This is a genomic window from Micromonospora sp. NPDC047756, assembly GCF_055587245.1.
The window spans coordinates 113,501-130,175 of record NZ_JBVJGQ010000007.1; the positions used below are offsets into that span (position 1 = coordinate 113,501).

A 16,675-nucleotide genomic window follows, 5' to 3' on the forward strand; every position below is an offset into this window, starting at 1 on the left:
GGCAGCGCGGTCACACTCGGTGTGGCAGGGTCACGCGGAGTTGCGCCACTTGCGGCCGTTCCGGCCGATGAGCCGATCGGCGTCGGTCGGCCCCCAGGAGGCGGCCTCGTAGGTGGGGATCGGCGAGTTGTCCTTCTTCCAGTGGTCGATGATCGGGTCGACGATCCGCCAGCACTGCTGCACCTCGTCGCTGCGGATGAACAGCGAGGCGTCACCGATCAGCGCGTCCAGGAGCAGACGTTCGTACGCCTCCGGGGACTCCTCGACGAACGTCTGGTCGTAGGAGAACTCCATCGTGGCGGTGCGGACCCGGAAGGAGTGGCCCGGCACCTTGGCGCCGAAGCGCAGCGAGATGCCCTCGTTGGGCTGGATCCGCAGGATCAGCGCGTCAGCATCGAGGCCGGTGAGCTGGTCGGTCGGGATCGGTAGGTGCGGCGGACGCTGGAACTGCAGTGCCACCTCGGTGAGCCGGGCCGGCAGGCGCTTGCCGGTGCGCACGTAGAACGGCACCCCGGCCCAGCGCCAGTTGTCCACGTTGAGTCGCATGGCGGCGTAGGTCTCGGTCCGCGACAGAGGGTCGACGCCGGTCTCCTCGCGGTAGCCGGCCATCAGCTCCTCGCGGGTGCCACCCCGGGTGTACTGTCCCCGGACCGCGGCCTCGGCGATGTCCCGGTCGGTGGGGAGCCGGATCGCCTGCAGCAGTTTCACCTTCTCGTTGCGCAGGCCCTCAGCCTCGAATGACGCCGGTGGCTCCATCAGCGCCAGCGCGAGGACCTGGAGCACGTGGTTCTGCACGATGTCCCGCATCGCGCCGGCATCCTCGTAGAAGCCGCCGCGGCTGCCGACGCCGAGGGTCTCGGCGACGGTGATCTGCACGTGATCGACCCAGGAGCGATCCCAGATCGGCTGGAAGATCGAGTTCGCGAAGCGCAGCGCCAGCACGTTCTGGACGGTGTCCTTGCCCAGATAGTGATCGATACGGAAGACCTGGTGCTCGTCGAACGCACTGTGCACCACACCGTCGAGCTCGCGGGCCGTGGCCAGGTCGCGTCCGTACGGCTTCTCGATGACCAGGCGGGAGAACGAGCCCTCACGTGGCTGGTTGAGCCCGACACCCGCCAGTCCGTTGATCACCGGCTCGAAGGCCCCGGCCGGAGTGGACAGGTAGAAGAGCCGGTTGCCAGCCGTACCCCGCTGTGCGTCCAGCTCGTCGAGGGTCTCCACGAGCCGCTTGTAGGTCTCCGGGTCGTCGTAGCCGCCGGCCACGTACCGCACGCCGCTCTGGAGCTGGCGCTTGCTGGCGAGGGTACGTGCGCCGAGGGCGCTCTCGGCGAACTGCTCGTCGGTCATCGACGTACGCGCGACGCCGACCAGCGCGAACTGGTCCGGGAGCCGCTCGTGCCGAGCCAGGCTCTCGATCGCGGGCAGCAGCTTACGCCGGGTCAGGTCACCGGAGGCACCGAAAATCACCAGCGTGGCCGGCGGGGCACTCCGCTCCTGAATGAGCTGAGAAGCGTGGTCCATGTCTGCGTTCCTCCGGGCACAAGGGGTGTGGGAGTGGGGGGCGGACTGTCCTGCCAGGACGTGTGCGGCGACGGCGGTGGTGTCCGGGGGCTACAACGGCGTGGCCCGTTGGTCGTGGACCTTGAGCGTCGCATGCCGGGCCGACGGGTAGGCCTCTCGGTGTCGGATTGGTTGCGCTCTGCCGGCGTACGGGTGGTACGAATGATCGTCGCCAGGTAGCCCGCAGAGGTCAACGGGCGCGCGCCGTACCCGCCTGTGATGAAGATCCTCGGCGATGTCGCGCCGCAGCGGCAGGCCGACGTCGTCGCGCTGGCGGCATGTCGGGCAACGTCACGAAGAGGTCGACGTACGCTGGCCGTTCGCCTCGTAGTAGGCGGACGCGAGCGCCTCGAGGAGGCTGTCGGAAACGGCGCTGATGCGTTGCCCGTTTCTGATCGGCCCGCCGAGCTCCTGCTCCACCAGCGGTATGGCGTTGGGTGCGAGGCGGTTGAAAACGGACGGCCACAGTTGAAGGTATGCGGCCCCCGGCGCGCAGTAGATCGTCACAAGCCCTGAACCGCTGCGAGTCAGACGCGGCAGCAAGGTGGTGATCTCGTTCTTGCCGCTGTAGCTGAACAGTGAGATCAGGTGCTTCGCGTCAAGGGCTTCCGCCCAGTCGATGAGTCGCGCCAGCATCTGCTGGTGCTCCGTCGGTGCTTTCGCCGCAGCGCTACGGAAGTCAGCCGAGCCTGGTTGCGGCGCGTTGGCCTGCCGGGCGGCGGCCTCGGCTTCGGACAGCTCCGCCGCGCGGCGGCCGGGATCGATGCGCTGGGGTACCAGGACTCGCGACTGCCCGACGTCGTACGCCGTGACGGTGACGAGATCGATAACGACCCTGTCTGTGATCAGCTCCAGGTAGCCCACCAGCTGCACCAGCTCGTCAGGCACACTGTCGAGCACAATCACCAGGCGGAATGCTCCGTCCGCGAGGCTACGGGCGAGCCCGTCGGCGAACGACGCGGGGTCGACTGATCCCTCCTGGTCGTCGTTGCGGACGGCTTCCGCGATGCTCGTGACTCTGCGTCGTGCCAGGTGTGTGACGAGGGTGGCCGACTCAAGGTAGTCAGGGTCGAGTCCTTGCAGGTACGCCGCGTAGGAGAAGACCTGAGCGACCACTGCCCGTCGCGCCTCGGGGTTTCCGGCGAGCTTGACCTCGATGACGACCAGCCGCCCTGAGGACTCCACGGCCACGACGTCAGCGCGGCCGGTACCGAGCTGCACTTCCGTCCCGAGCACTGTCAGGCGCGGAGCTCCGGACAGTGGAAGCATCTGCGGGCCCTCAGCGACCAGGTCGTGCAGGGCCTGCTCCGCCGGGTACCGACTTGCCGCAAGCGGCTGCCAGCTGCCCTGTGCGTCGGTGCCCCAGATGGCGGTCACCCGGGGACGTTAGCACCCACGCCGGTCGATGGCCGCCGAGCATTCCGACACCCCGGATAGAGCGGGGAAGTCGTCGTCTCGGAAGGGCCGGTCACTCTCTGCTCGCAGCCAGCGTCTGCCGGGTCCGGTCTCCGGTCCAGGCCGCTTCGAGGATCGCGGTCAGGCTGGCGGTGTCGCTCGGGCCGGGGTGGTTCTGGATCAGGCGGGTGACCCCGCTGGCCATCTCCGCGAAGCGCGGGAGGTCGGCGCGCGCCACGCCGATGTCCGCCAGAGTGGCAGGGATGCCGATGTCGGCGAGGAGCCCGTCGAGCCAGGCGAGGAACGTGTCCGCGGCCTCGGCGTCGGAGGCGTCGGCGACGTCGAGCCCGCACACCCGGGCGAGGATGGCCAACCGGTCACCGATGGCATCCCTGGCCGCGTCCAGCGCGTAGGGCAGTAGTAGTCCGACGCCCAGGCCGTGCGGCGTGTGCGTGGCTGCGCCGATGGGGTACTGGAGAGCGTGCGGGGCCGCGTTACCCGCGTGGGAGAAAGCGATCCCGGCGAGCATGGATCCGTAGGACATGTCCGCGCGCGCGGCCGTGTCGCTTCCGTCCCTGACCACCCGGCGCAAGCTACGGGCGATCCGTTCGGCGGCGCGGAGCGCGTAGTGGTCGGTGATCGGGTTGCGGCCGAGGAACACCTGCTCCACCGGGTCGCGCGGTCCGTGGGGCCGGGGCCGCGCGGTGTAGCTCTCCACGGCGTGACAGAACGCGTCGATACCGGAGTGGGCGGTGACGGTCGCCGGGCAGGTGTAGGTGAGTTCGGGGTCGATGATGGCGAAGTCGGGGACGATGTGGACGCTGCTGACCCCCACCTTCAGCTCGCGGTCCGGGTCGGTCAACACCGAGACGGGTGTGAGCTCGGAACCGGTGCCGGACGTCGTCGGGACCGCGACGAGAGGAATCGTCGGCCCCGGCACCCTCGACTCGCCGTAGTAGTCACGCGGCGTTCCACCGTGGCGGCGGATGACGCCGACGATTTTGGCGAGGTCGATCACCGTGCCACCCCCGACGGCGAGGATCACGTCGGCGTTCACCTCGGCGGCGGCCGAGACGGCCAGGGCGACATCGGAGAGAGGCACGTCTGAGGTCGCGTCGGAGAACACCTCGACGGCCTCGACCTTCTCCCGCACGGCGGCCACGATCTCGGCCACGCCCGGCTGCCCCAGGAGAACCTGGTCGGTCACGATGAGGACTCGCGAGCCACTCTCGGCCACCACTCGGGGGATGTTCTGGGCGACACCTTCGCCCACTATCAGCTGGCGTGGTCCGCGGACGGTCTCAAGCATGGCGGTGCCTCTCCGGAACGTCGGCGGCGATGTGCTGGGTGGACGTCCAGGTCACCTGCGGGACCGGGACGGCGTCGGCGAGGTTGGCCGCCCGCGCGGCGCGGACACGCGCGGCGGGCGTCCGGGGCAGCAGGCCGGTCACGGGAGATCGATCGCCACGTAGGTGAGGTCGAGGTACTCGAGGACGCCCTCGTGCGACCCCTCCTTGCCGATCCCGGACTGCTTCACCCCGCCGAACGGAGCTGACGGATCGGAGATCAGACCACGGTTGACGCCGAGCATCCCCGTATCCAGCCCTTCGGCGAATCGGAGCGCCCGCTGGAGGTCACGGGTGAAGACGTAACCGGCCAGGCCGTGCTCGGTGTCGTTGGCCTTCGCCATCACCTCGTCGTCAGAGGTGAACGAGATGATCGGCGCCACCGGGCCGAAGATCTCCTCCTGGAGCATCCGGGCATCCTCGGGCACGTCGACGAGGACCGTGGGCGGGTAGAAGTGGCCCGGCCCATCGGGACGCTCGCCGCCCACCAGGACCCGGGCGCCGCGATCGACCGCATCGGCGACGAGCCCGTCGATCGTGGTGACCGAGGCCTCGTCGATCAACGCCCCGACGTTCACGCCGTCGTCGAGACCATGGCCCACCGAGAGAGCAGCCATCCGCTCGGCGAAGCGCGCCGTGAACTCCTCGCGCACCGGCTCCTCGACGTAGATCCGGTTGGCCGCGATGCAGGACTCCCCGATGTTGCGCATCTTGGCCACCATGGCGCCGTCGACCGCCACGTCCAGGTCAGCGTCGGCACACACGATCAGGGCGGCGTTGCCGCCCAGTTCCATCGACGTGCGCAGCACATTCTCCGAGGCCTGTCGCAGCAGAACGCGCCCGACCTGGGTCGACCCGGTGAAGGACAGCTTGCGGGTCCGGCTGTCGGCCAGCAGCGCGGAGACCACCTTGCCGGAACGCTTGGTGGTCACCACGTTGACGACGCCCGGAGGAACGCCGACCTCCTCCATGATGCGGGCCAGGAGCAGCATGGTGAGCGGCGTCTGACCTGCTGGCTTGGTGATCGTCGTGCAGCCGGCCGCCAGCGCAGGAGCGATCTTGCGGGCACCCATGGCCAACGGAAAGTTCCACGGCGTCACGAAGACGCACGGCCCGACCGGCTTCGGCACGGTGAGGATGCGATATCCGCCCGCGGGAGCGATGCTGTAGCGCCCCTCGACGCGCACCGCCTCCTCCGCGAACCAACGGAAGAACTCGGCACCGTAGGCCACCTCTCCCCGAGCCTCGGGGAGAGGCTTGCCCATCTCCAGCGTGATCAGCCGGGCGATCTCCTCGGATCGCTCGGTCAGGGCCCGGTACGTCGCGGTCAACAACTCTGACCGTTTCCGTGGCGGGGTAGCCGCCCACTGCGCCATCGCCCCGCTCGCCGCGTCCAGGGCGGCGAGCCCGTCACCGACGTCAGCGTCCGCCACCTCGGCGATGGTCTTGCCGGTGGCCGGGTCCTCCACGGCAAAGGTGGCTCCGCTTGCGGCGTCGCGCCAGGCGTCGCCGATCCGGAGCCGCCGGTGCTCGGGGGCCAGCACGTTCATCGGGTCACTCATCGCGTCGCCTCCTGTGATCTTCCTCGTGATGTCCGGCGTGCCGCAGCGATCGCGCTGTGCGCGTAGACGGACGGGTGACCCGCCTCATTGCGAGGCGAGGCGGGCCACGACTGCCATGTACGGGCGCATCTCGCCGTCGCCGCCCGGCGGGGTTACCGCCCGGCCTCGGACAGCGACACCCCGGTGCCCGCATCGAACAGGTGCGCACGGTCCAGGTCGACGGTGACGACCACCCGCTCGCCCGGCGTACCCGTGACGGTGGGGCGGGCCTTGACCTTGATGATCTCCGTCCCGATCCGGACGTCGACCACCGTCCGGTCACCGAGCGGCTCAAGCCCGTAGAGCTCACCCGACAACGACGCGTCGCCACGCTGCTCGACCGACAGGTCCTCCGACCGCAGGCCCAGCATCAGCTCACGACCGTCCTCGGCCGTGGTCCAGCGGGGGCGCGGCAGCGTCCAGCCTTCGGCACCGACCAGCCGATCTCCCTCGGCGCGGCAGGCCAGCAGGCTGATCGGCGGGCTCCCGACGAATCCCGCGACCCACTGGTTGGCTGGGCGCTCGTACACCTCGGTCGGTGTTCCGACCTGTTGCACAGTCCCCTCCTTCAGGACCGCGACCTGGTCGGCCATGGACAGGGCCTCGACCTGGTCGTTGGTCACGTACACGAACGTCGCTCCGAGGCTGCGGTGGATGCGGGTGAGCTCGGTGCGCATCTCGACGCGGAGCTTGAGGTCGAGATTCGTCAGCGGCTCGTCCATCAGGAACGCGCGCGGACGACGGACCAGCGCCCGGGCCAGGGCGACGCGCTGCATCTCACCACCGGACAACTGCGCCGGACGACGTTGCAGCAACCGCTCGATGTGCAGCAGGTTCGACATCTGCTCGACGGCGGCGGCGATCTCGCTCGACGAACAGCGACGGGCCCGCAGCGGCGAAGCGATGTTCTCGTACACCGTGTGTCGCGGGTAGAGGGCGTAGCTCTGGAAGACCATGGCCAGGTCGCGTGCGGCCGGGGTGTCACCGGTCGCGTCCCTGCCGTCCAGATGCACCGACCCGGCGTCAAGCTTGTCAAGGCCGGCGATCGCTCGCAGCGTCGTCGTCTTGCCCGCGCCGGAGGGCCCGAGCACGACGAAGAACGAACCGTCCGGCACGTCCAGCGTCACCCCGTCGAGGGCCTGGACTTTTCCGAAGGACTTGCGCAGCCCGTGCGCTGCCACGGTTCCCATCAGGCCACCAGCTCTTCCGTGCTCACGTCGTAGACCGCCGGGGTCCCGCCGGTGTGCCGCAACCCGACGGTTGCGTCAGCGGCGAAACGGACCGTCGGTGGCATCCGCACCCGTACGTCGCGCTGGCCGCCGTGGTCGACCACGTAGATGATTTCGTCGCCCAGCCACTCCGCCGAGACCACGCGGGCCGGGATCGAGCGTTCCGCCCCTGGTTCGGTGACTTCCAGCGCCTCCGGCCGGACGCCCGCGACCAGGGGACGGTCGCGCGGCAGACCCGGCGGTGGCGTGAGGGTCAGTCCGCCCTGACCGCGCAGTTTCCCGTCGGCCACCTCCACCTCGATGAGGTTCATCGGCGGGGAGCCGATGAATGCGGCGCAGAAGAGACTCGCCGGACGGTCGTAGACCTCCAACGGTGTGCCGATCTGCTCGACGCGACCCTTGTTGAGGATGGCGATCCGGTGACCGAGCGACATCGCCTCGACCTGGTCGTGGGTGACGTAGACCATCGTGGCGCCCAGTTCGCCCTGCAGGTGCTTGATCTCCGTGCGCATGTCCGCCCGCAGCTCCGCGTCCAGGTTGGTGAGAGGCTCGTCCATGAGGAAGGCGCGCGGTCGCCGCACCAGGGCGCGGGCGAGCGCGACGCGCTGCTGCTCGCCGCCGGAGAGCTGGCGGGGTCGCCGGTCCAGGAGCGGACCGAGCTGCATCAGCCGGGCTGCCTCGTTGACCCGCTCGTGCACCTCCTGCTTGGGCAGTCCCTCGGCCCGCAGTGGGAACGCCAGGTTGTCGCGGGTCTTCAGGTGCGGGTAGAGGGCGTAGAACTGGAACACCATGGCGATGTCGCGCTCGGCGGGGGGCAGGTCGTTGACCAGCGTGTCGCCGATGCGGATGTCGCCCGTCGTCTGCCGCTCCAGGCCGGCGATGGCCCGCAGGGTGGTCGTCTTGCCGCACCCCGAAGGACCGAGCATCACGAACAGCTCGCCGTGGCCGATGGACAGGTCCACGTGTTCGACTGCGACCGTCCCGTCCGGGTAGCGCTTGTGCAGCGCGGTCACCTCGATGCCCGCCATCAGCGTCGCACCGCCCCGAGCGTCACGCCGGCGATGAGGTGCTTGCGCACCAGGTACGCGAAGACGAGCACCGGTAGGGCGAACACCACGGAGGCGGCGGCCACGAGACCCCAGTCCGTGGTGGTGCCGCCGATCAGGCCGGCGATAGCGGGTGGGGCCGTCCGGACGTCGTCGCTGGAGGTGAGGAAGGTGGCGAACACGAACTCGTTCCACGAGAAGATGAGGGCGAAGACCGCCGTCGCGGCGATGCCGGGCACGAGCAGGGGAAGGGTGAAGCGCCGGAACGCCTGCAGACGGGTGTAGCCGTCGAGCATGGCGGCATCCTCGTACTCCGCGGGCACCTCGTCGACGAACCCCTTCATCATCCAGATCGTGAACGGGACGTTGAACGCGGTGTAGATGAGGATCAGGCCGATCTTGTTGTCGATGAGTCCGACCTGGCGGTACATGAGGAAGATCGGGATCACGACCACCACGGGCGGCATGAAGCGCGTGGACAGGATGAAGAACAGTTGGTCCTTCTTGGCCTTCACCGCGAAGCGGGAGTAGGCCCAGGCAGCCGGGACCCCCAGCACGGTGGCCAGCACCGTGGAGGCGCCGGCCACCACGACGGAGTTGAGGAACGCGACGGACAGGGCCGAGCGACCGCCGCCGGGGGAAACGAACACGTCTTTGTAATGGATCAGAGTGATCTTGAAGTCGAAGAACTTGGCCGGGATGGCGTAGACGTCCCGGTTCTCCTTGATGGACGTCTCGATCATCCACAGCACCGGAAAGAGCATCACGACGGCCAGCGCGGTCAGCAGCGCGACCTCCAGCACGGAGCGGCCTCGGCTGCCGAAGCGGCGCGCGGGGGGCATGTGATCCCGGGCAGGACCCGTGGCCACTGCATCGTCGACGGAGACGGCCATCAGCCCTCCTTGAGCTTGTTCAAATAGCGCAGGTAGAACTGCGTGAGGACGATGACGACGAGGACCATGAGGATTCCGTACGCCGAAGCGGTTCCGGTGTTGAAGCCCAGGAACGCGACCTTGTAGATGTGGAACGACAACGTCTCGGTAGAGACGCCGGGGCCTCCGTTGGTGAGGATGTAGACGAGGTCGAACAGCCGGAACGCCTCGATGGCCCTGAACATCACGGCGATGAGGAGCAGCGGCCACACCAGTGGAAGCGTGATGGTGCGGAACCGGAACCATTCGGACGCCCGGTCGATCGAGGCGGCCTCGTAGAGGTACTTGGGAACCGCGGTGAGGCCCGCGAGTGCGATGAGCATGATGAACGGCGTCCACTGCCAGGTGTCCACCACGATCAGGGACAGCAGTGCCGTCCGCTGGCGGGTGAGCCACTCCACCTGCCCCAGGCCGATCGAGCCGAGCATGCTGTTGACCACGCCGAACTGCGCGTCGAGCATGAATCGCCAGAACAACCCGACCACGACCGGCGACAGCATCATCGGCACCAGGAACAGGGTGGTCAGCACCCCGCGCCCGTGCGTGCGCCGTGAGATCAGGTAGGCGATACCGAATCCGAGCACGGTCTGCAGGCCGACCGCGCCGACCACGTAGATCAACGTTGTCAGGGCCCTCGTGTGGACCTGCGCCGACGTCAGGATGGCGGTGTAGTTCCCGAATCCGATGAAATCGGCGGGCCCCCCGCGGGTGGCGGAGTAGTCGGTGAACGACAGGTACAACGCCCACAGCAACGGGAACACCGACATGGCCAGCAGCAGCAGCATCGCGGGGGAGATGAAGGCCACGGCGAGCCCGCGGTCACTCAGCCGAGGGGACCGACCCCGGGCAGGCGGCCTCGCGGACGCCACCTGCCCGGGATCGTCGGTCGTCAGAGGGGCGGGGTCACTCACAGTCCGCCGCCACCCTTGCGGTTGCCGGAGTCGAGCACGCCCTGCTGCTCCTTGGCGATGTCGTCGAGCGCGTCCTTGGGCTTCTTCGCGCCGTTGAGGGCCGCGTTCACGTTGGTGTTCTCGATGTCGACGAGGCGCGCGTACTCGGGCACGTTCCACATGTCCCGCATCCGCGGCACCGAGTCGGCGTACACCTTGTTGAACGGCCCGGCATTGAGGAACTCGGGTGACTGGATTGCGTCCGTACGCGACGGCACGCCACCAGCCGCGGCCCACTTCTTCTGGATGTCAGCCCGTTCGAACCACTCCATGAAGTTCAGGGCCTCGGCCTGGTTGTCCTTGGCGGAGTAGGCCGACACGTGCATCCCCATGCCGCCGAGGGGGACCAGGTTCGTCTTCTGGCTCGGCAGGGTGGCAAAGCCCAGCTTGTCGAGAATCTGCTCCCGGCTGGTGCCCAGCGTCGACTGCTTCGGGTCGAGCAGGCCGCCGCTCGCGGCGATCCAGTTGAACGCGATGCACGCCTTGCCCTGGGCGACCGCCGCGTTCACCTCGTCGATGAACCAGTTGCCGGAGCCCTTGGCGGTCAGCGGCTTCATCTTGTTGACCAGGACGTCCATCGCCTCCTGGCCTGCGGCGTCGTTGAGGATGCCCTCGATCTTGCGCGTCTTGGCGTCCCAGAGGTTGCCGCCGTAGACGCCGTTCACCGTGTTGTAGGTGACGGCCGCGGCGTCCGAGCCGTTGGCCTGGTGGAAAGCCAGCCCACTGACGCCAGGGTTGTCCGCCTGGCACTTCGCGGCGGCTGCGATCATCTCGTCCCAGGTCTGCGGCGGCTTGTCACCGATCAGGTCCTTGCGGTAGATCATCGTCCAGGTGTCGCCGAGCAGCGGTAGTCCGTACAGGCTGGCGTTCTCGTCGCGCTTGCCGGTCTCCGCCTGGGGGTACTGGCCGTAGGCCGCCAGGAGGTACGGGTCGTAGGCGGTGACGTCGATGTTCTTCTTGACGAAGTCGGTGATGTCGAGGATGTTGCCGTTCGTCACGGCCTCGCCGATGTGCTGCGAGTCCAGGATCGCGATGTCGAAGTCGGTCTTTCGCGCCGCGAACTGGGTGAACATGGCGTCGTGCCAGTTCGCGTTCGGCACGGTGTTGACCTTGATGGTCGCGTTCGGCCGTTCCTTCTTGTACTCCGCGTTCGCGAAGGCTTCCAGCGCCTTCGCGGGCGGCCAGTCGAACCAGATGAAGCTGAGGGTCAGCGGATCCTTGGTGAGCTCCGGGATGGTCGCCGGCGCCTTGGGCGCGCTCGCCTTCTCGCCCTCGTCCTTGCCGTCGCCGCCGCACGCCGTCGCGGTCGTTGCCACCAGCAGCATGGCCATCGTCGCCAGCTGTGCCTTTCGGCCGGGACCGGACAATCGTCCTATTCGCTTCAGGTACCGCATCTTATGCCTGCTTTCCGGGTCGGGACTCTCAAGGCCTCGCTATGTGCTTCGCCGAGCAGTTGCTGGGTTCTTCAGGCGCGTTGCCGGGCTGCCGCGGGGACCGACCCGCGGACCGGCGTCACGAGTACGCCGCGATGTGCCGGGTCTGCCTGCCGTCGAGAGGTCCTTCGGTTCAGCTGCGACCCGGTGACGACCCGAGCGGGACGTCGAGCATGCTCGTGGGAGTTTCAGGTGATCGAAGTGGAGCGGTGGCGGTGGTGCCGCGATGTGCGGGATGGCGGATGTGCGCCGCTTTTCCTATACGATCGCGTGGGGGCGTCAGCATGCCGGAGCGTTGTGACTGATGTCAATAGTTTCGCGAAGGCGCAGGAAGGGACCTCACCTCACGATGGACGACGAAGCGATGATCGCGCGGGGCCGCAGGGCCGTGAGGGGCGGATCGCCGGCGGGAAGATCTGGCGGCCGGCTTGCCGACGAGGTGTACGACACGCTGCTCGGACAGCTGATGTCGCTACGGATCGAGCCTGGCTCCCGCGTCACGATCGACGTCCTGGCCCGGGAGTTGGGGGTCTCGCAGACGCCGATCCGGGACGCTCTGAACCGGATGGAGGCCGAGGGCCTGGTCGTGCGGGTGCCCCATGCCGGCTACCGCATTCCTCCCCAGATAACCCGTCACCGGTTCGAGGACATGCTCGAGGTCCGCCTGCTCCTCGAGCCGGCGGCGGCGCGCCGATCCGCCGAACGCGCATCCTCGGAGCAGGTGGCGGGTCTGCGGCGAATGCTGGAGGAGATGGCGGAGCTGGAGGGGGGCAGCGGGCCCCTGGCCTACGGCGCCTTCGGGCTACGCGACGCGGCCTTCCACGATCTCGTCGCCCTGAGCGCGGAGAACCTGGTCATCCGTGAAACGCTCGCTCGCCTGCACAGCCACGTGCACCTCTTCCGGCTGCACCACGACACCCAGGTCACTCACCTGGCCATGGCCGAGCACGAGGACGTCGTGGCCGCGATCGCCGCGCGTGACCCCGACGCGGCCGCCTACGCGATGCGGCGGCACATCCTTCGATCCGGTGAGCGTTTCCGACGATTGTTCAACGAGATCGAGCACGCGGACGGAATGACGGTGGAGGCTTGACGGGCGCGCTGGGCCCAGGAATGCTGGCTCAATCCTGATCGGATCGGATTGGATCCACCTCACCCGTCCCCATATGCGAGGAGAAGCAGGTGCCCAGAGCGCTGCTCCTGACCGGCGACGCCGCCGAGGAGCTCGACACCATGTATCCCTACTACCGCGTGCAGGAGGGGGGTTGGGACGTCGACGTCACGTCACGGACGATGCGCGACGTGCAACTGGTCATCCACGAGTTCGACCCGAACTCCGACGCCTACGTGGAGAAGAACGGCCGCAAGCTGCCGGTCGACGTGCCCTGGGCCGACGTCGACGTCGAGCGCTATGACGCCCTCATCATCCCCGGGGGACGCGCCCCCGAGTGGATCCGGGTCGACGCCGACGTCAGGCGCATCACCGAGCACTTCTTCGCCCGCAACCTCCCCATCGCGCTGGTGTGCCACGGCGCGCAGGTGCCGGCGGTGTACGGGCTGCTGAAGGGCCGGAAGACGGCGTGTTTTCCTCCCATCACCGGTGACATGGAGAACGCGGGCGCGACGGTCATCGACGCTCCCGACGTCGTGGACGGCAACCTCGTCTCCTGCCGGGGGTGGCCCGACATGCCGCAGTTCGGCCGGGCGATGATGGAGCTCTTCTCGAAGTCCGTCGACTCCGCGTCGGCATGAGCTCATCCGGTCTGCCCTGGTGACCGCACTTCGGACCGTCACAGTGGACGGTTCCCCCGTCCACGTCCTGGACGGCGGCACGGGGCCCGCGGTGCTGATGCTGCACGGCTCCGGACCCGGCACGACCGGGTCCGGCGCCTGGGCAGCGACGGCGCAGGCGCTGGGCACGTCCTGGCACGTGATAGCTCCTGACCAGGCGGGGTTCGGCCGCACACCCCTCCCGGCAGGCTCCAGGGGTGGGCTCCGGCTGTGGACGGAGCAGGCCGCGAGCCTGATGGATGCGCTCGGTGTCGAGCACTACGCCGTGGTGGGCCACTCCATGGGCGGTGCGGTGGCGCTGGCGTTGGCGGCCGCGCGCCCCCAGCAGGTCACCCGTGTCGTGGCGGTCTCGACGATGGGCGCACCCGGGGCGCCGCTCTCCGCCGACCTCGACGCGGTCTGGGCCGCCCCCGCCAGCCCGTCCGGGGCACGAGACATGCTCAGTCGCCTCGTCCTCGACCAGGCGCTCGTGACCGATGCGGCCGTCGACGCCCGCGCATCCGCGATGCGGGCGGGGGCGGGGGCCTTCGCGTCGTTGTTCCCTCCACCACGGGCACGATGGGCCACCGATCTCACCCTCTCGGCGCAGACGCTGGCGGCGGTGCGCGCGCCCGTGCTGCTCGTGCACGGCGTCGAGGACCGGGTCACCCCGCTCGCGACGGCAGCCCAGCCCCTGCTCCAACACTTGGCCGACGTCCGTCTGCACGTGTTCGGTCGATGCGGGCACGTGCCGGCGATCGAGCACCCGCGGGAGTTCAGACAACTACTCTCGTGCTTCCTCGACCCGGACCGAGGTCACTGATCGCTGCGGCGCTCCGTACGACGTCGGGGCCAGATGCTGGTGAGCGCCCGGACTCACCGCAGTTCACGCGGGTGAAACCGTGCCCCGCCGACCTGGGGTCGACGGGGCACGGTTGGCGTGGGGAACGGATCAGGCGACGAATCGGGTCCTGCGGCGGCGGGCCACCACGAAGCCCGCAGCGCCGGCGGCCAGCAGTACGCCACCAATGCCGGCAATCAGGCCGGCCTTGGCACCGGTGATCGGCAGCGAGCCATCGGTGTCCCCGCCTCCCTGGCCGTCATCCCCACCGGGGCTCTCGCTCCCGCCGTCATCCCCACCAGGGCTTTCGCTCCCGCCGTCAGCGCTCGCGATGATGGTGATCTTCGCGCTGTCGTTGGCTGGGTTGGGATCGACGCCTGCGTCGAAGGTCAGCCGCACCTCTGCGGCCCGGGTGCCGGCCTCGTCGAGGCGCAACCCGAACTCGTACTCCATCTTCTCGCCCTGCGTCAGGCGTCTTTGCTCGCGGCAGTGGTACTCCTTCGCGCCGGGTTTTCCGGGCACCCAGAAGCCGGCGCTCAAGCAGGCCATCGGAACGCGCACGGCCGTGACGCCATCCGGCAGCGAGAGCACGGTACGGGCCCGTAGGTCCTTGGCTCCGTCAACGTTCACAGCCGCCGGGCCGTTGTTGACGTAGCCGACCTTCAACGGCACCGTGTCGCCGACCCTTCCGGTGGCGGTCGCCGGCGTACCGAGTGCTGCCACCTCAGCCCCCTGGTCACCGCTGACATGGAGTCTCATCACCGTGCTGTCGTTCTGGTAGTTGACGTCTGTCTGCCGCGACGTGCTTCGCGGGCCGACCGGCTCAAGCCTGAGCTCTCCCTCGGTGCCCTGCTGCCCGAGTCGCGTCTGGTAGAAGGACTGCCGCTCCTCCCAGTCTGCCGGCGTGTGCCAGTGCACGACGCCGGTGTGACCGTTCGGGGCCGAACCGTCGGTTGGCACGGTGAAACCGAAGCTGGAGTCCAGCCGTGCGGCGCCGCCCGGCTCGATGGTGGTGGGGAACCGGCAGGCGAAGGCGTGGCGGAAGGCGTCGCCCGGGCTGTACTCGCAGTTCCGGTACCGCTTCGACGGGCCGAAACCGTAGCCGCCTTCGAAGTACAGCACCACGCTTTCGACGGCCTTCTCGCCGCGGTTCGCCACTGTGAGCGGGAGGTCGAGCGTGTCGCCGAGGGCGGCGTTCAGCTCGAGCCTCTGCTCGACGCCGGCGAGATCCACGCCCTCACCGATGCTGACGGTCGAGCGGTAGGTGGCCGAACCGCCGTCGCTATCGGTGATGGTGAAGGTGACGTCGCCCTGCTGGTCGGGCGTGGCGCTCTTCTTCGCCCGCACGACCAGGTCGACCATGGTGATGTACGTGTAGTAGTCGTTCTCCTCTTCCACCACCTTGCAGGTGAGGATCGGACCAGACTCGGTGCAGGAGTTGGCATCGCCGCCGTTCCGCACGTCGGCGAAGTCGGCGACCTTGCTCCGGTCCACCTTGACGGTGTATTCGCCCCACTCCATGGTGCTGACGCGGGTGCGGGCAGCGAGGCTCGATCCTTTTGCCGGGCCGCCGGGGGCGACAACCACGTCCTTGACGAAGAAGTCGAGGTCCTCGACGGCAGGGGAGGCGAAGGCGGGGACGGCGGAGGCGGCGAGGAGCGCGCCTACGATCCCGACCCCGGCAAGCCAGCGCCGGGCGAATTGCTTGGGCATTACCGCTTCCTCCGTGGGATTGATCAGTGGAACCCGCGGAGCTTATGAGGGCGTTAGCGCTGGTGCCGCCCCACTCGGGCGCCAGCGGCGGATATGGGCCGAACGGATGGTCAGCATCGCCGTAAGGTCGAGTGCCGGCATCAGGTGTTTGCCATTATGTGCGGTGTACGCGAGGAAACGATGGTCGTGGTGATGATTGCTCGACTGTTCTTTGAGGAGACCTCGACTGGCTGGGTGGGGTTCGGAAGACCCAGGTGTGGCAGCCTCGACCGATGACGCGCGTGGCTGACCTGGGGGCCGTGGCTTGGCCGCCTGCTCCGATCAGGACCGACAGGCTCGTCCTCCGGGAGCCCGAGGCCCGGGACCGCGACGCGTTCATCGAACTGTTGGCGTCGCCAGAGGTGAACAGGTACCTCGGCGGTCCCCGCCTGCCTGGGGAGCTTGAGCGCGAGATGCCCGTGGTGCCCGAGCGGTGGCCCGGGAGCTTCGTCGTTGATCTCGCCGGGGCGATGATCGGCCAGATCCTGCTCAGGAGAGCAGCGGTGCACCACCGCCCGGCTGCCATCGGGAAGGTCGACCTCGGTTACCTGTTCCTGCCACGGGCGTGGGGATTCGGGTACGCCGCCGAGGCGTGCGCGGCGGCACTCGACTGGCTCGACGGCGTCCTTCCCGGCGAGCCGGTGGTGCTCACCACCCAGACCGCCAACGTCGGCTCGATGCGCCTTGCGGCAAAGCTGGGGTTCACCGAGGTGGAGCGGTTCCATGCCTGGGCCGCCGAGCAGTGGCTCGGCCTGCGGTCCCCGGTCACGCCGTCTGCTTGAGCTGGTGCTGGACAACACCACCGCCCGCGTCGGAG

At 68.6% G+C, this 16,675-nt stretch carries 15 protein-coding genes; 4 read left to right on the forward strand and 11 right to left on the reverse strand.

Annotated elements, in window-relative coordinates; genetic code table 11:
• Window positions 1-30: 30 nt before the first annotated feature.
• The 10 genes from zwf to ACZ6NZ_RS23785 form a co-directional block, all read right to left on the reverse strand.
• Window positions 31-1,524, reverse strand: coding sequence for a glucose-6-phosphate dehydrogenase (gene zwf / locus ACZ6NZ_RS23740; protein WP_366609736.1), 1,494 nt, complete (start codon window positions 1,522-1,524; stop codon window positions 31-33).
• A gap of 330 nt (window positions 1,525-1,854) precedes the next feature.
• Window positions 1,855-2,940 carry a hypothetical protein gene (locus ACZ6NZ_RS23745; protein WP_465860218.1) on the reverse strand — a complete coding sequence of 362 codons (1,086 nt, stop codon included), beginning with the start codon at window positions 2,938-2,940 and terminating at the stop codon, window positions 1,855-1,857.
• A 91-nt stretch (window positions 2,941-3,031) separates the two neighbouring features.
• Entirely contained in the window at window positions 3,032-4,267 is a 1,236-nt protein-coding gene (locus tag ACZ6NZ_RS23750; RefSeq protein WP_465860219.1) for an iron-containing alcohol dehydrogenase, read from the reverse strand.
• Complete coding sequence (locus tag ACZ6NZ_RS23755) at window positions 4,260-4,409, reverse strand: hypothetical protein (protein ID WP_465860220.1); 150 nt, start codon at window positions 4,407-4,409, stop codon at window positions 4,260-4,262. Before ACZ6NZ_RS23755 ends, ACZ6NZ_RS23750 begins: the two co-directional genes overlap by 8 nt.
• A complete protein-coding gene (locus tag ACZ6NZ_RS23760) occupies window positions 4,406-5,866 on the reverse strand; it encodes an NAD-dependent succinate-semialdehyde dehydrogenase (protein WP_465860221.1) in 1,461 nt (486 codons plus the stop codon). Before ACZ6NZ_RS23760 ends, ACZ6NZ_RS23755 begins: the two co-directional genes overlap by 4 nt.
• A gap of 152 nt (window positions 5,867-6,018) precedes the next feature.
• Entirely contained in the window at window positions 6,019-7,095 is a 1,077-nt protein-coding gene (locus ACZ6NZ_RS23765) for an ABC transporter ATP-binding protein (RefSeq protein WP_366609727.1), read from the reverse strand.
• Window positions 7,095-8,162, reverse strand: coding sequence for an ABC transporter ATP-binding protein (locus tag ACZ6NZ_RS23770; RefSeq protein ID WP_465860222.1), 1,068 nt, complete (start codon window positions 8,160-8,162; stop codon window positions 7,095-7,097). Before ACZ6NZ_RS23770 ends, ACZ6NZ_RS23765 begins: the two co-directional genes overlap by 1 nt.
• Window positions 8,162-9,073 (reverse strand): carbohydrate ABC transporter permease, encoded by a 912-nt coding sequence (locus ACZ6NZ_RS23775; protein WP_465860223.1) that lies wholly within the window; start codon window positions 9,071-9,073, stop codon window positions 8,162-8,164. The genes ACZ6NZ_RS23770 and ACZ6NZ_RS23775 overlap by 1 nt, the downstream gene beginning before the upstream one ends.
• Entirely contained in the window at window positions 9,073-9,918 is an 846-nt protein-coding gene (locus ACZ6NZ_RS23780) for a carbohydrate ABC transporter permease (RefSeq protein ID WP_465860224.1), read from the reverse strand. The genes ACZ6NZ_RS23775 and ACZ6NZ_RS23780 overlap by 1 nt, the downstream gene beginning before the upstream one ends.
• Before the next feature lie 101 nt (window positions 9,919-10,019).
• Complete coding sequence (locus ACZ6NZ_RS23785; protein WP_465860225.1) at window positions 10,020-11,393, reverse strand: extracellular solute-binding protein; 1,374 nt, start codon at window positions 11,391-11,393, stop codon at window positions 10,020-10,022.
• A 451-nt stretch (window positions 11,394-11,844) separates the two neighbouring features.
• On the opposite strand from ACZ6NZ_RS23785, the gene ACZ6NZ_RS23790 reads away from it, so the two are divergent.
• From ACZ6NZ_RS23790 to ACZ6NZ_RS23800, 3 genes are all read left to right on the forward strand, one after another.
• Window positions 11,845-12,588 carry a GntR family transcriptional regulator gene (locus ACZ6NZ_RS23790; protein ID WP_366609717.1) on the forward strand — a complete coding sequence of 248 codons (744 nt, stop codon included), beginning with the start codon at window positions 11,845-11,847 and terminating at the stop codon, window positions 12,586-12,588.
• Window positions 12,589-12,677: 89 nt separating this feature from the next.
• Entirely contained in the window at window positions 12,678-13,247 is a 570-nt protein-coding gene (locus ACZ6NZ_RS23795; protein ID WP_366609715.1) for a DJ-1/PfpI family protein, read from the forward strand.
• Between the two features lie 19 nt (window positions 13,248-13,266).
• Window positions 13,267-14,088 (forward strand): alpha/beta fold hydrolase, encoded by an 822-nt coding sequence (locus ACZ6NZ_RS23800; protein ID WP_465860226.1) that lies wholly within the window; start codon window positions 13,267-13,269, stop codon window positions 14,086-14,088.
• Window positions 14,089-14,217: 129 nt separating this feature from the next.
• Here the strand turns inward: ACZ6NZ_RS23800 and ACZ6NZ_RS23805 are convergent, their stop codons facing one another.
• The gene (locus ACZ6NZ_RS23805) at window positions 14,218-15,819 is read right to left on the reverse strand and encodes an LPXTG cell wall anchor domain-containing protein (protein ID WP_465860227.1); all 1,602 of its coding nucleotides are present in this window, start codon (window positions 15,817-15,819) and stop codon (window positions 14,218-14,220) included.
• A 272-nt stretch (window positions 15,820-16,091) separates the two neighbouring features.
• Between ACZ6NZ_RS23805 and ACZ6NZ_RS23810 the strand changes: the two genes are divergently transcribed.
• Complete coding sequence (locus tag ACZ6NZ_RS23810) at window positions 16,092-16,640, forward strand: GNAT family N-acetyltransferase (protein WP_465860228.1); 549 nt, start codon at window positions 16,092-16,094, stop codon at window positions 16,638-16,640.
• Window positions 16,641-16,675 lie beyond the last annotated feature (35 nt).

Bases quoted from the DNA above. Each gene is read 5' to 3' on its own strand.
- zwf (WP_366609736.1), bottom strand. From the start codon at position 1,524: ATGGACCACGCTTCTCAGCTCATTCAGGAGCGGAGTGCCCCGCCGGCC.
- ACZ6NZ_RS23750 (WP_465860219.1), bottom strand. From the start codon at position 4,267: ATGCTTGAGACCGTCCGCGGACCACGCCAGCTGATAGTGGGCGAAGGT.
- ACZ6NZ_RS23760 (WP_465860221.1), bottom strand. From the start codon at position 5,866: ATGAGTGACCCGATGAACGTGCTGGCCCCCGAGCACCGGCGGCTCCGG.
- ACZ6NZ_RS23765 (WP_366609727.1), bottom strand. From the start codon at position 7,095: ATGGGAACCGTGGCAGCGCACGGGCTGCGCAAGTCCTTCGGAAAAGTC.
- ACZ6NZ_RS23770 (WP_465860222.1), bottom strand. From the start codon at position 8,162: ATGGCGGGCATCGAGGTGACCGCGCTGCACAAGCGCTACCCGGACGGG.
- ACZ6NZ_RS23775 (WP_465860223.1), bottom strand. From the start codon at position 9,073: ATGGCCGTCTCCGTCGACGATGCAGTGGCCACGGGTCCTGCCCGGGAT.
- ACZ6NZ_RS23785 (WP_465860225.1), bottom strand. From the start codon at position 11,393: ATGGCCATGCTGCTGGTGGCAACGACCGCGACGGCGTGCGGCGGCGAC.
- ACZ6NZ_RS23790 (WP_366609717.1), top strand. From the start codon at position 11,845: ATGGACGACGAAGCGATGATCGCGCGGGGCCGCAGGGCCGTGAGGGGC.
- ACZ6NZ_RS23805 (WP_465860227.1), bottom strand. From the start codon at position 15,819: ATGCCCAAGCAATTCGCCCGGCGCTGGCTTGCCGGGGTCGGGATCGTA.
- ACZ6NZ_RS23810 (WP_465860228.1), top strand. From the start codon at position 16,092: ATGACGCGCGTGGCTGACCTGGGGGCCGTGGCTTGGCCGCCTGCTCCG.